Genomic DNA, 13722 nt, shown 5'->3' on the forward strand with positions numbered 1-13722 from the left:
GGGAAGTGAATTCAAGCGCCTCGCGGCGAAAATCGAGCGCCGCCGCCACACGGCTCGACCGCAGGAACGGCTACAATCCGCGGTTATTGCATCGATGACCCGCACGAGGTGCCGACGTGGATTTTGGCTTCACCGAAGAGCAGTTGATGATCCAGGATGTGGCCCGCCGCATCGCCCAGGAGAAGATCGCGCCGAGCGCCGAGCACCACGACCGCACCGGCGACTTCCCGCTCGAGAACATGCGCACGCTGGGCGAGAACGGCCTGATGGGCATCGAAGTGCCGGCCGAGTACGGCGGCGCGGGCATGGACCCGATCTCCTACGTGCTGGCGATGGTTGAAGTGGCGGCCGCGGACGCGGCGCACTCGACGATCATGTCGGTCAACAATTCGCTGTTTTGCAACGGCATCCTGAAGTTCGGCACCGAAGAGCAGAAGCAGCTCTACGTGCGCGCGATCGCCGAAGGCCGTGAGATCGGCGCGTTCGCGCTGACCGAGCCTCAGTCCGGCTCGGACGCCACCGCGATGCGCTGCAAGGCCGCCAAACAGGCGGACGGCACGTTCGTCGTCAACGGCAAGAAGAGCTGGATCACGTCGGGCCCGGTCGCGAAGTACATCGTGCTGTTCGCGGTCACGGACGCGGAGAAGGGCGCGCGCGGCATCACCGCGTTCATGATCGACACGACGCGCGAAGGCTTCCACCGTGGCAAGACCGAGCCGAAGCTCGGCATCCGCGCGTCGGCGACCTGCGAGATCGAGTTCACCGACTACGTGGTCCGCGCGGACGAGGTGCTCGGCCAGGAAGGCGAGGGCTTCAAGATCGCGATGAGCGTGCTCGACGCGGGTCGCATCGGCATCGCGAGCCAGGCGATCGGCATCGCGCGCGCGGCCTACGAGGCGACCATCGAGTATGTGAAGGAACGCAAGGCGTTCGGCCAGCCGATCGGCGCGTTCCAGATGACGCAGGCGAAGATCGCCGACATGAAGTGCAAGCTCGACGCAGCGACGCTGCTGACGCTTCGCGCGGCGTGGCAGAAACACCAGTTCGACAATGGCGGCGCGCGCTTCTCAAACGAGGCCGCGATCGCAAAGCTCGTGGCATCCGAAGCGGCGATGTGGATCACCCACCAGGCGCTGCAGATCCACGGCGGCATGGGCTACTCGAAGGAAATGCCGATCGAGCGCTATTTCCGCGACGCCAAGATCACCGAGATCTACGAAGGCACCAGCGAGATCCAGCGCCTGGTGATCGCTCGCAACGAGACCGGTCTGCGCTGATCCCGATGCGCCGCTGCGCCGCCCCGCTGCCCGCCGGCCCGTGTGAACGGGCATCGGGCGCGATGCGGCCCGGTGGCGTGCATACGCCGGCGTATCTCCCCCTCTGACATCCTCGACGGCCTGCGCGAAAGCGCGGGCCTCTTCCATTGGACTGCCCGTTCCCATGAGCCCGAAATCCGAGACCTCGTCCGCCAAGGCCGCCGTCCGCAAGGCGCCTGCCCGTCGCACCGCTGCAGCTGAAGCGGCCGCGCGTGAATCGGTCGCGCTGGACCCGATCCTCGATGCGCTGCGCAAGCGCACGCCGAAGCCGCAGCACGCGGAGGTCGAAACCTTCGCGCGCGCCTTCTACAAGCGCATGTCGGGCGACGAACTGCCGCACCACAACGCGGACGCGTGGGCCGCGCTTGCCGCCGATTACCTGGAGTTCGTGCGCACCCGCAAACCCGGCGCGGCGCGCGTGCGCCTGTTCAATCCGAGCCAGGCGACGCACGGCTGGGAGTCGCCGCACACTGTTCTTCAGGTCGTCAACGACGACATGCCGTTCCTCGTCGACTCGGTGACCATGGCGCTCGCCGAGCGCGGCATTGGCGTGCATGTGCTTGGCCACCCGGTCATCGCGTTCCGCCGCGACCGCGCCGGCAAGCTGCTCGAGGTCGGGGGCGGCGAGTGCGAATCGCTGATGCATCTGGAGATCGACCGCCAGAGCAGCGACGAGATGCCGGAGATCCAGTCGGCGATCGAGGCCGTTCTAGCTGACGTTCGAGCGATTGTCCGCGACTGGGCGCCCATGCGCCAACGCATGCTCGAGATCGCGGAGGAGCTCGGCGAGCGGCCGCTTCCGATCGACGATGACGCGCGCCGAGAAGCGCAGGAGTTCCTGCGCTGGGCGGCCGACAACCACTTCACGTTCCTCGGGTACCGCGAGTACGAGGTCGCGAAGGACGGACGCAACGAGGTGCTCTGCGCGCTCGAGGGCAGCGGCCTGGGTCTGCTGCAGTCGAAGGATGTCGGTAAGCCGCGTCTGCTGACGTCGCTGGCTGCACACGCCGTGGAGCAGTCCGGCACCGTCGATGCACTGATCCTCACCAAGACGAACGCGCGCTCGACGGTGCACCGTCCGGGTTACATGGACTACATCGGCGTGCTGCGTTTCGACGAATCCGGCAAGCCCGTCGGCGAGCAGCGCTTCCTCGGCCTGTACACCTCGAGCGCGTACAACCGTCGTCCGTGGGACATCCCGATCGTTCGCGAGCGCCATGAATACGTGATGCAGCGCTCCGGTCTCGCGCCGAACAGCCACAGCGGCAAGGCGTTGCGCCACATCCTCGAGACGCTGCCGCGCGAGGAACTGTTCCAGTCCAGCGAGGAAGAGCTCTACCGCACGGTCACCGGCATCCTGGGCCTGCAGGAGCGCGTGCGCAGCCGCCTGTTCCTGCGCCGAGACCGCTACGGCCGGTTCTTCTCGGCGCTCGTCTACATTCCGCGCGAGCGCATGAGCACCGACGTGCGCCTGCGCATCGAGCACATGCTCAAGCGGGTGCTGCATGGCGAACGCGTGGATTCGAGCGTCGTGCTCGGTGAATCTCCGCTCGCGCAGCTGCATCTGATCGTGCGCCCCACCTCGGGCGAGGCGATTCACGTCGACAACGCCGCAATCGAATCCGAGCTCGCGGGGATCGTGCGTAACTGGGCGGACGAGCTGCGCGAACAGCTCATCGCACGGCACGGCGAACAGCGCGGCCTTGCGCTCGCGAACCTCTATGGCAAGGCGCTGCCGGCCGGCTATATCGAGAACGTGTCAGCGCAGGTCGCTGCGACCGACGTCGAACACCTCGCCGCGTTGACGGGTCCGGACGACCTGCGCCTGAGCCTGTGCCGCGCCCGACAGGGTGAGGGTGGCCTGCGCTTCAAGCTCTATCGTCAGTTCGACGACATCCCGCTGTCGGATGCGCTGCCGATGATGGAAAACATGGGCCTGCGCGTGATCTCCGAGCACCCGTACCGCATCGAAGTTGCGAACGGCGTACCGGTGTACATCCAGGACTTCGAGGTCGAAGTGGTCGGGCCCGAGCGCGACATCGACTCGGTCGACGAGCAGTTCGAGGAGGCGTTCGCGAAGATCTGGCAGGGCCAGGCCGAGAACGACGGCTTCAACCGCCTCGTCCTCGCCGCGAACCTGTCGTGGCGCCAAGTGGCGATGGTTCGCGGCTACCTCAAGTACCTGCTGCAGGTCGGCGTGCCGTTCTCGCAGAGCTACGTCGAGGCGACGCTGGCACGTTACCCACTGCTCGCACGCCTGCTCGTCGAGCTGTTCGAAGCGCGGTTCCACCCCGGCACCGGCAGCGAGACGAAGGCCGAAATCAAGGCCGGGGTCGAGCGCTTCACGAGCCAGCTGAAGTCTCTGGCCGGCGGCGACGAAGCCCTGCTCGCAGCCGTCAGACCCGTGATCGAGGCGCGGTCCGGCAAGCGCGCGGCGCAGGTGTCCGCGACGCGTTCGGCGATCCTCGGGCTGCTCGACCGCGTGTCGAGCCTCGACGAGGACCGCATCCTGCGCAGCTTCATCGGCGTCGTGGACGCGACGCTCCGCACGAACTACTACCAGAACGCCGCGGACGGCACGCAGCGCAGCTACATCAGCTACAAGTTCGACTCCTCGCTCGTGCCGGACCTGCCGAAGCCGCGCCCGTACCGCGAGATCTTCGTTTACAGCCCGCGCGTGGAAGGCATCCACCTGCGCTTCGGCCCGGTCGCACGCGGCGGCCTGCGCTGGTCCGACCGTCGCGAGGACTTCCGCACCGAGGTCCTGGGTCTCGTCAAGGCGCAGATGGTCAAGAACACCGTGATCGTGCCGGTCGGCTCGAAGGGCGGGTTCTTCGTCAAGCGCCCGCCGGCTGGCGATCGCGACGCGATCCAGGCCGAAGGCATTGCCTGCTACAAGATTTTCATCAACGGCCTGCTCGACATCACCGACAACCTCGACAGCGCCGGCAACGTGATTCCGCCGCGCGACGTCGTGCGTCACGACGGGGACGACCCGTACCTGGTCGTTGCGGCCGACAAGGGCACGGCGACGTTCTCGGACATCGCGAACGGGATCGCGCGCGAGCACGGCTACTGGCTGGACGATGCGTTCGCATCCGGCGGCTCGGTCGGCTACGACCACAAGGGCATGGGCATCACCGCGCGCGGCGCGTGGGAGTCGGTCAAGCGCCACTTCCGCTCGATGGGTCGCGACACGCAGAAGCAGCCGTTCACCGTCGTGGGTATTGGTGACATGTCGGGCGACGTGTTCGGCAACGGCATGCTGCTCAGCAAGCACATCCGCCTGCTCGCGGCGTTCGACCACCGCCACATCTTCCTGGACCCGAACCCGGACGCAGCGGTGTCGTTCAAGGAACGCCAGCGCATGTTCAAGCTGCCGCGTTCGAGCTGGGAGGACTACAACACCGCGCTCATCAGCGAAGGCGGCGGCGTGTTCGCGCGGTCGGCGAAGTCGATCCCGCTCTCGCCCGAGATCAAGAGCGCGCTCGGCATCGACCTCGACGTCGAGGCGATGAGCCCGCCGGAACTCATGAGCGCGATCCTCAAGGCGCCAGTCGACCTGCTGTGGAACGGCGGTATCGGCACCTACGTGAAGGCCACGGGCGAAACGCACGCCGACGTGGGCGATCGCTCGAACAACGCGCTGCGCGTCAACGGGCGTGAGCTGCGCTGCAAGGTGGTGGGCGAGGGCGGCAACCTGGGCCTCACGCAGCTCGGCCGCATCGAGGCGGCTCAGCACGGCGTGCTGCTCAACACCGACTTCATCGACAACTCGGCCGGCGTCGACACCTCGGACCACGAAGTCAACATCAAGATCCTGCTCAACGGGCAGGTGCGCGCGAAGAAGCTCACGCTGGATGAGCGCAACACGCTGCTCGCGTCGATGACGGACGAGGTCGCGGACCTGGTCCTCAACGACAACTACCGCCAGAACCAGGCGATCAGCCTGATGGAACGGATGAGCGTCACGCGTCTGGGCTCAAAGCTGCACTTCATCAAGAGCCTGGAGCAGCAGGGGCTGCTCGATCGACAGATCGAGTTCCTGCCGTCCGATGCGGAGATCGCCGAGCGGAAGACACGCGGGCAGGGCCTGACGCGCCCGGAGCTGTCCGTGCTGCTGTCTTACGCGAAGCTGGTGCTGTTCCAGCAGCTCGTCGACTCCGACGTGCCCGAGGATCCGTACCTGTCGAAGGAATTGGTGCGCTACTTCCCCGTGCCGCTGCAGGAGAAGTACGCGAAGGCGATGCAGGGCCACCGCCTCAAGCGCGAGATCATCGCGACGGCCGTGACCAACTCGATGGTCAACCGCATGGGCGCGACGTTCGCGCTGCGCATGACGGAAGACACGGGCCGCACCCCGGCCGAGGTCGCCGAGGCGTACACGATCAGCCGCGAGGCGCTCGATGCGCGCGCGCTGTGGGCGCAGATCGACGCGCTCGACGGCAAGGTCGCCGAGTCCGCGCAGCTCGACGCACTGCAGACGATCTGGCACCTGATGCGGACGATCTCGCGCTGGCTGCTGTCGCGTCCCGGCCGACTGCCGGAGATCACCGATGCAATGACGCGCTACGGCCAGGGGCTGCAGGCGGTCCGCGACGCCGTGCCGGCGACGCTGTCGGACGCGCGCCGCACCGCGTACGACGCCCGCCTGCGCGAGTGGAAGGAAAAGGGCATGCCGAACGCGCTGGCGATCGAGCTTGCCGCGCTTCCGCTGCTCGAGTTCGGCTGCGACATCGTCGAGGTCGCGCATGCCCGCAAGCTGGCCCCGGCGGAGATCGCGAAGGCGTACTTCACGCTGGGCGCCGCACTGCATCTGCCGTGGCTTTACGAGCAGATCGAGGCGCTGCCCGTCGACGGGCGCTGGCAGGCACTGGCTCGTGGCGCGCTGCGCGACGAGCTCAGCCGCCAGCAGCGCGCGCTGGTGAGCGAGATCCTCGCCGACGGCGGCCGCAAGCCGACCGAAGCGAAGATCGAAGCGTGGCTTGGCCGCGACGACGCGAACCTGCGGTTCACGATGTCGATGCTCACCGAGATGCACAGCCAGAAGACGCTCGACTACCCGACGGTCTCCGTGGCCGTGCGCCGTCTCGCACAGCTCGGCGCGCACGGCGCCTGATGCGTTGTGATCCCCTCCGCGCACGGTTCACGCCGTGCGCGGAGATTGCGGCGCACGCGGACGGCTGCCTGGAGACGCCGCGATGCCTGCACATCGCGGCCACATCCCCGTCGCCGCGCGCGGTTATCCTCGGTCCATGCCACCGGAGCCGCCGATGACCGCGACGTCGCCCCGTCTCGCCTTTCTTGCCAGCCCCGCCGAAGACGCGCAGCGCCTGCGCAAGGAACTCGCCGACCACTACGGCGACCACGCGCCCGCGGACGCGGACGTGCTCGTCGCGCTGGGCGGCGACGGCTTCATGCTGCAGACGCTCCACCGCCACGGGACGCACGGCAAACCGGTGTTCGGGCTCAAGCTCGGCACCGTCGGCTTTCTGATGAACCACCAGCGCGACGGCGCGACGGTCGCCGACCTCGGCCTCGTCGAGCGCATCCACGCCGCGGAACCCGCGGTGCTGCGTCCGCTCGAAATGGTCGCTCACACCGAGTCCGGCGCGACCATGGGGTCGCTCGCGTACAACGAGGTTTCATTGCTGCGTCAGACGCGCCAGGCGGCGCACCTGCGCATCGAGCTCAACGGCCAGACGCGGCTCGACGAACTCATCTGCGACGGCGTGCTGGTGGCAACCGCCGCCGGCAGCACGGCCTACAACTTCTCGGCCCACGGCCCGATCCTGCCGCTGGGCACGAACGTGATCGCGCTGACGCCGATCGCCGCGTTTCGACCGCGCAGGTGGCGCGGTGCGGTGCTGCGCGCGGACACGGAAATCTGCTTTCGCGTGCTCGATCCGTACAAGCGTCCGGTGAGCGCAACCGCGGACTCCCATGAAGTGCGCGACGTGGTCGAGGTGCGCATCCGCGAGTCGCAGGACCGGACGGTCACGTTGCTGTTCGATCCCGAGCACAACCTCGAAGAGCGCATGCTCGCCGAGCAGTTCATCAGCGGCTGATGCGCGGTCGCATCGCATGCGTCCGCAGCGGGCACAATATCGACCATGCCCGACCGTGATGCCGACCCCCTGATCGTTGCGATCTCCTCGCGCACGCTCTTCGACATGGAGGACAGCCATGTGCTGTTCGAAAGCGAGGGGCTGGACGCGTACGCCGCCTATCAGCGCAGCCACGAGGACGACGTCCTCGCACCGGGCATCGCGTTCCCGCTCGTACGCAAGCTGCTCGGCCTGAACCGCGACGCGCCGCCCGAGGCGCCGCACGTCGAGGTGATCCTCATCTCGCGCAACTCGGCCGACACCGGCCTGCGCATCTTCAATTCGATAGCCCACCACGGTTTGTCGATCAAGCGCGCGGCCTTCAGCAACGGCGCCGCGCCGTATCCGTACATCCGGCCATTCGGCGCCGACCTGTTCCTGTCGGCCAACGGCGAAGACGTGCGCAGCGCACTCGCCGCCGGCGTGGCGGCGGCCACGTTGCTGCCGGCCAAGCCCGCGCAGCACCGCTTCGACCAGCTGCGCATCGCCTTCGACGGCGACGCGGTGATCTTCGATGACGAGGGCGAGCGGGTGTCACGCGAAGGCGGATTGGCGGCGTTCGCCGAGCACGAGCGTTCCCGCGCCGGCGAGCCGCTATCGGGTGGGCCGTTCCGCGGCTTCCTCGATGCGTTGCACCGCCTGCAGGCCGCGTTTCCGACCGGTGTGGATGCGCCGATCCGCACCGCGCTCGTGACGGCGCGCTCGGTGCCCGCACACGAGCGGGTCATCCGGACGCTGCGCGACTGGGGCATCCGGCTCGACGAGGCGCTGTTCCTCGGCGGTCGCGCGAAGGGCCCGTTCCTGGACGCGTTTGGCGCGGACATCTTCTTCGACGACTCCGAGCACAACATCGTCTCCGCGCGAGGGCACGTCGCCGCGGGCCACGTGCCGCACGGCGTCGCAAACCGCAGCTAGCGCGCTTCGCGTGCGGATCCGCTGGGCGCCGGAAGCGTCGGATCGAGCGCTGCAAGGGGCAGCCGCACGTCGGTAACGCGCCAGCGCAGCCCGTCGCGCGACAGCACGAACACGACCGGAGCCCCGTCGCGGTTCGGGACCGTCGCGGTGAAGCGTGACGCCGACTCGAAGCGATAGCTCGCATCGGCAAGCAGATCCTCAGGCGGCACGTGCGCATACGTGTCCTGCGGCGAGATGCCGCCGCCGCTCACGCGATGCCAGACGTCGCGTCCCTGCAGCGCCAGGCCGATGCCGGCCGGCGTCGCGAGCGCCTCGACGACGCCGCCGCTTGCCGCCGCGGCGATGCGCAGCGCGATCGCGCCGAACGGGCTTGCCTGCGCATCGGCACCTGCGCGTCGCACGAGGTAATCGTCGAATTGCGCGCGGATGCTGGCGCGCAAGGCCGGGAAATCCACGTGCCTCGACAGCTCCGCCGTATCCCCGCGCTCGACCGCGCGGCCGATGGCATCCATGGTCCGGAACGGGCCTGCGCCGATCCAGGCGACCATCGCGGCGAATGCGAAAAAGGCGATCAGCAGCCACTTCTTCATCTCAGAACTCCAAGTCGAGTGCCGCGCAGAGGTAATCGACGAACGGCGTGAGCACGATGAGGTCGCGTTCGATCTGCGCGAGCAGGTCGTCAGCGGTCATGCCTGCATTGTCGACGGCGCGCATGGCGAGCAGGTTCTTGCGCCGCAGGTCGTCCGCGAACTCGAACTCGGCCGGAAACCCACGCGGACCGCGGACGAGCATGCTGCGGTCGTCCAGCACGAAGCGGTCGCGGAACGCTACCCCGTGCGCGGCTGCTCGCCAGCCCGACGGGTTATCGACGATGAATTGCCTCGCCCTGCGCATGGTCGAGGGTTCGGGATACCACAGCCCCGCGCCGACGAACGACGCACCGTCCTGCAGGTGGATGAAGAACGACGGCGCCGCGGTGTGGCGCCGTTCGTAGAACAGCTCTGCGCCTTGCCAACTCTTGTACGGCGCCTTGTCGGCATACCGGCGCACGTCGCGCTGGATCCGGTAGAGCGAGCCGCCGACGTTGCGCGGGTCCGCGCGGAAATGCGGGCTCACCGATGCGAGCACCGGCTGCAGGTCAACCAGCAACTGCTGGAACGGCGCGCGCACGTGCGCTTCGTAATCGGCGCGGTTCGCGTTGAACCACGCGCGCTCGTTGTTGCGCGCCAGCGAGCGAAGGAAGCGGAAACTGCGTTCGGTGAAATAGGCGCCCATCGGCTCCGTCAGGCCAGCTGCGACTCGAGCTCGCGACCCCAGGCTTCGAGGCGATCGAGCAACGCGAGCTTGCCACCGTCGTGCGCATGCGCAACGCGAAGCGCGGCGATCTCACCATTAAAGCGCTCGAACGTGCACTCCGACAGCCCGCCGTCTTCGCACAGGCGCCGGCGCCGATACGCATCCCAGTCGGCGCGCTCGGAGGCGTCGAGCGTGTCCGGCCAGTTGCGCGCGCGGTAACGGAACAACAGCGCCTGCAGGCGCGGATCGCGAAACGCGAACGCACGTCCGCGCAGTGCCTGCGGCGGCGTCGAGCGAACCTCGCGCAGCAGGCGCTTGTCGCCTTCGGCGATGAATCCGTCGTAGAGCGAGGCGTCGGGATCGCAGGGCGCGCGCGCGCGCTCCGCGCCGTAGACGCGACGCACCTTTTCGACAAGCGCCGGGCCCGCCGCACGCAGGCGTGCCGCGCGGTCCAGCACCGCGTCCGCGTCGATGCCCAGCCGATCGAGGTCCGGCGGGCGCAGGTGGTCCCACGCGATCAGCGCTGGACACCGGTTGAGGTGGACTTCCTTGAGCGCAACGCGGGTCTCGCCCTCCGGCAGGTCCGCCGTCGGCGTGTAAAGGCGGTCGGCGATCTCCTCGGCGCTGCACTCGAGCAGGGCCGTGGGGTCCTGCCCGAGATCGAAGACGATCACGCGGCTGTCGATGTACGGGTGGCGCGCGAGCGGAACCACCGGCGCCGCGCAGAGGCGGTCGACCGGAAAGCGTTGCGAGACATGCAGCGCGGGCGTCAATGAGGTCACGTCCAGCAGCGTGCCGGCGTAGCGTTTGTCGCGCAGCCGCAGCGCGTAGGCCCAGAGCTTCGGTTGCGATGCCTTGAGCTTGCGCGCCAGGCCGATCAGCGCGCGCACGTCCGAAAGCGCCTCATGCGCATCGCCCTCGCGCACGCCGTTGGCTTCGGCGAGGTGTTCGAGCTTGAACGAGGGCTTGCCGTCCGCACGCTTCGGCCAGACGAGGCCGTCGGGCCGCAGCGCGTGCGCGAGCCGCATCACGTCGAGCAGGTCCCAGCGGCAGTTGCCGCCGCGCCATTCGCGTTCGTAGGCGTCGAAGAAGTTGCGGAATAGCCCGTGGCGAACAAACTCGTCGTCGAAGCGCAGCGAGTTGTAGCCGAGCGTGCAGGTTTCGGGCCGAGACATCTCGTCGAAGATCAGCGCGAACGCATCGGCCTCGGTCATGCCGTCGCGCAGCGCGTCCTGCGGCGCGATGCCGGTGATCAGCGTCGCGATGGGCGAGGGGAGCAGGTCGTCGGCCGGTTTGACGAACACGTTGATGGGCGCTTCGATCTCGTTGAGGTCGAGGTCGGTGCGGATCGCCGCGAACTGCGCAATGCGGCTCGTCCGCGGGTCGGCCCCGAACGTTTCGAGGTCGTAGAAGAGGAAGCTGCCCGCCATCGGATCAGCTGTTCGAGGCGAGTGGCGACAAGCGCTCGCGGACGAGCGCATCGACGCGGTCCCAGTCGAGCGTGTCGAGGCTCGAGTGCCCACGCGTGAGTTCGACCAACAGTTCCCGCTGCACGGTTCCGCGTTCGTATGCCACGGCATAGGGCACACGTCGGAACGAGACCATCGTGTAGCGGGGCACGAAGCGGTCGGGGTGGCGCTCCGCCAGGCGACGCTCGAGATCACGCTGCAGCAGGTAGTCGTCGTTGTCGACGCGGTCGCGCATTTCGAGGTAGTTCTCCAGCGCCATCTGCTGGATCGCGCGCGCATTCGGCAGCCGCTCGGCCTGGAACTCGGCGAATGCGGCCTCGCGGTCGCGGTTCCGGTCGAGGTGCTCAGCGAGCGAGACGCAGTCTTCGAACGCGCAGTTCATGCCCTGCCCGTGGAACGGCACCATCGCGTGTGCGGCGTCGCCCAGCAGCACCGCGCGGTCGGCCAGGTGCCAGCGCTCGAGATAGAGCGTCGCGAGGATGCCCGTGGGGTGGTGCTCGAAATCGTGCTCGAGGTTCGGGATCAGCGGCAGCGCATCGGGGAAATCGCGCTCGAATAGCGCGCGCGCGTCGGCGCCGTTGCGCACGGTCGCAAAGCTCGGCTCGCCCTCGTTCGGCAGGAACAGGGTGACGGTGAACGTGTGCTCGTCGTTCGGCAGCGCGATGCACATGTAGCGGCCGCGCGGCCAGATGTGCAGCGCGTTCGGCTCGATGCGGAAGTCGCCGTCCTGCGCGGGGGGGATCTCCAGCTCTTTGTACGCATGGCCGAGGTGCTCGGTGCGCTCGCCGAGGTCGACCTCTGCGCTCATCGCCGCCCTCAGCGCGGAGCCTGCCCCGTCCGCCCCGACGAGCGACGCGAAATCGACTGTCTCGGTGAGGTTGGTCCGCGGGTCGCGGAACGTCGCGCGCCGTCCGGGAAAATCGACGGACTCGAGGCCACGGTCGAAGTGCAGGTGCGCCCCGGCGCGCTCCGCGATATCCAGCAGGATCACGTTGAGCTCGCCGCGGTGGACCGACCAGATCACTTCGCTGTCGTCGCGGCCGTAGCGCTGGAGGTCGGTGCGGCCGTCCGCGAAATGCACCATGCGGCCGCGCATCATCACCGCCTGCGCCATCACCGCATCGTCGCCGCCGGCCAGTCGCAATGCGTGCCGGCCGCGCTCGGCAAGCGCGAGATTGATCGATCGCCCGCCTGCGTAGCCCTGCACCCGCGGGTCGCCGCGTTTCTCGAATACGTCGACGTGCCAGCCGCGACGCGCGAGCAGCGTCGCGAGAACCGCGCCGGCGAGCCCGGCGCCGATGATCGTGATGCGGCGCTCGATGCGCTCGCCGTCAGCGGCCATCACGCCAGTCCTCCACGGTGCGCACAAAGCGCAGCACGTCGGTGTGCGTGTTGTAGAGCGGCGCGGGCGAGATGCGGATCACGTCGGGTTCGCGCCAGTCGCCGAGCACGCCGTGCGCCGCCAGGTGGTCGAACAGCGCGCGCCCGGCGTCGCGCCCGCCATGCACGCGCAAGGAGAGCTGGCAGCCGCGGCGCGCCGGCTCACGCGGCGTGAGCACCTGCAAGGTGTCTGCGAGGCGCTCGCGGATCATGGTCTCGAGGTATCCGGTCAGCGCCTGCGATTTCGCACGCAAGGCCGGCATTCCGGCGCGGTCGAACAGCACAAGTGACGCGCGCAATGGCGCGAGCGCGAGGACCGGCGGATTGCTGAGCTGCCAGCCATCCGCACCCGGCGCGGGTACGAATTGCGGGCCCATCGCAAACCGGCTGCGCGGGTCGTGTCCCCACCAACCCGCAAACCGAGGGACGTCGGCTTCGGCGTGTCGTTCGTGTACGAAGCAACCGGCGACCGCTCCCGGGCCGGAGTTCAGGTATTTGTAGTGGCACCACACCGCGAAGTCGGCGCCGCTGTCATGCAGCGCGAGCTCGATGTTGCCGACCGCGTGTGCGAGGTCGAACCCGACTGCGGCCCCCTGGGCGCGCGCGAGCTGCGCGATCGCGGCGAGGTCGAACGCCTGTCCCGTGCGGTACTGCACGCCAGGCCACAGCACCAGCGCGAGGCGGGCACCGTGCGTTTCGATCGCGCGCTCGATTGCGGCCATCGACAGCGTGCCGCCGGGCTCGTCGGGCTCGACTTCGATGAGGTCGGTCGCCGGATTGAAGCCGTGGAAGCGGATCTGCGATTCGACCGCGTGCCGATCCGACGGGAACGCGCCGGCTTCGATGAGAATCGCGGGGCGCTCGCTCGTCGGACGGTAGAAGCTCACCATCATCAGGTGCAGATTGACCGTGAGCGTGTTCATCGCGACCACTTCCACTGGCTTCGCGCCGACGAGCCGTGCGAGCGAGCCGCGCACGAGCTCGTGGTACGTCATCCACTGCGCGGGGGCGGTGAAATGGCCCTCGACGGCCTGCGTCGCCCATTTGCCGAGCACTTCGTCGATGCATTCGCGCACGCCACGCGGCTGCAGCCCGAGCGAGTTCCCGACGAAATACGCCATCTCGGCGTCGTGGTGGCGCGGGATGAGGAACTCGTCGCGCAGGGCGTGGAGCGGGTCGGCGGCGTCGAGCGCGAGCGCGCGGGTGTCGTCTTGGAAGTCGGTCATCGTCATCGCGAAT

General features: G+C 68.3%; 9 protein-coding genes. 4 read left to right on the forward strand and 5 right to left on the reverse strand.

What is annotated here, in order from left to right:
- The first annotated feature begins 116 nt into the window (after nt 1–116).
- The 4 genes from IE075_RS02625 (at nt 117) to IE075_RS02640 (ending at nt 8338) form a co-directional block, all read left to right on the forward strand.
- On the forward strand, nt 117–1277 hold the full coding sequence (locus IE075_RS02625; RefSeq protein ID WP_189453008.1) for an acyl-CoA dehydrogenase family protein: 1161 nt from the start codon (nt 117–119) through the stop codon (nt 1275–1277).
- A gap of 163 nt (nt 1278–1440) precedes the next feature.
- Nucleotides 1441–6435 carry an NAD-glutamate dehydrogenase gene (locus IE075_RS02630; RefSeq protein WP_189453010.1) on the forward strand — a complete coding sequence of 1665 codons (4995 nt, stop codon included), beginning with the start codon at nt 1441–1443 and terminating at the stop codon, nt 6433–6435.
- Between the two features lie 154 nt (nt 6436–6589).
- Nucleotides 6590–7384: an NAD kinase gene (locus IE075_RS02635; protein WP_189453012.1), complete on the forward strand. Its 795-nt coding sequence runs from the start codon at nt 6590–6592 to the stop codon at nt 7382–7384.
- A gap of 45 nt (nt 7385–7429) precedes the next feature.
- A complete protein-coding gene (locus tag IE075_RS02640; protein ID WP_189453014.1) occupies nt 7430–8338 on the forward strand; it encodes a 5'-nucleotidase in 909 nt (302 codons plus the stop codon).
- Here IE075_RS02640 and IE075_RS02645 read toward each other — a convergent pair.
- From IE075_RS02645 to kynU, 5 genes are read right to left on the reverse strand one after another with little or no spacing between them, the layout of a single operon-like run.
- On the reverse strand, nt 8335–8928 hold the full coding sequence (locus IE075_RS02645; protein ID WP_189453016.1) for a DUF2939 domain-containing protein: 594 nt from the start codon (nt 8926–8928) through the stop codon (nt 8335–8337). The two genes, IE075_RS02640 and IE075_RS02645, sit on opposite strands and share 4 nt — an antisense overlap.
- Before the next feature lies 1 nt (nt 8929).
- Nucleotides 8930–9613 carry a TIGR02453 family protein gene (locus IE075_RS02650; RefSeq protein ID WP_189453019.1) on the reverse strand — a complete coding sequence of 228 codons (684 nt, stop codon included), beginning with the start codon at nt 9611–9613 and terminating at the stop codon, nt 8930–8932.
- An 8-nt stretch (nt 9614–9621) separates the two neighbouring features.
- Nucleotides 9622–11064 carry an exodeoxyribonuclease I gene (gene sbcB / locus IE075_RS02655; RefSeq protein WP_189453022.1) on the reverse strand — a complete coding sequence of 481 codons (1443 nt, stop codon included), beginning with the start codon at nt 11062–11064 and terminating at the stop codon, nt 9622–9624.
- 4 nt (nt 11065–11068) lie between these two features.
- A complete protein-coding gene (locus IE075_RS02660; RefSeq protein ID WP_189453024.1) occupies nt 11069–12445 on the reverse strand; it encodes an FAD-dependent oxidoreductase in 1377 nt (458 codons plus the stop codon).
- Nucleotides 12435–13709: a kynureninase gene (gene kynU, locus IE075_RS02665; RefSeq protein ID WP_189453026.1), complete on the reverse strand. Its 1275-nt coding sequence runs from the start codon at nt 13707–13709 to the stop codon at nt 12435–12437. Before kynU ends, IE075_RS02660 begins: the two co-directional genes overlap by 11 nt.
- Nucleotides 13710–13722: the final 13 nt, after the last annotated feature.

Source organism: Cognatilysobacter bugurensis, assembly GCF_014652095.1.
Lineage (GTDB): Bacteria > Pseudomonadota > Gammaproteobacteria > Xanthomonadales > Xanthomonadaceae > Cognatilysobacter > Cognatilysobacter bugurensis.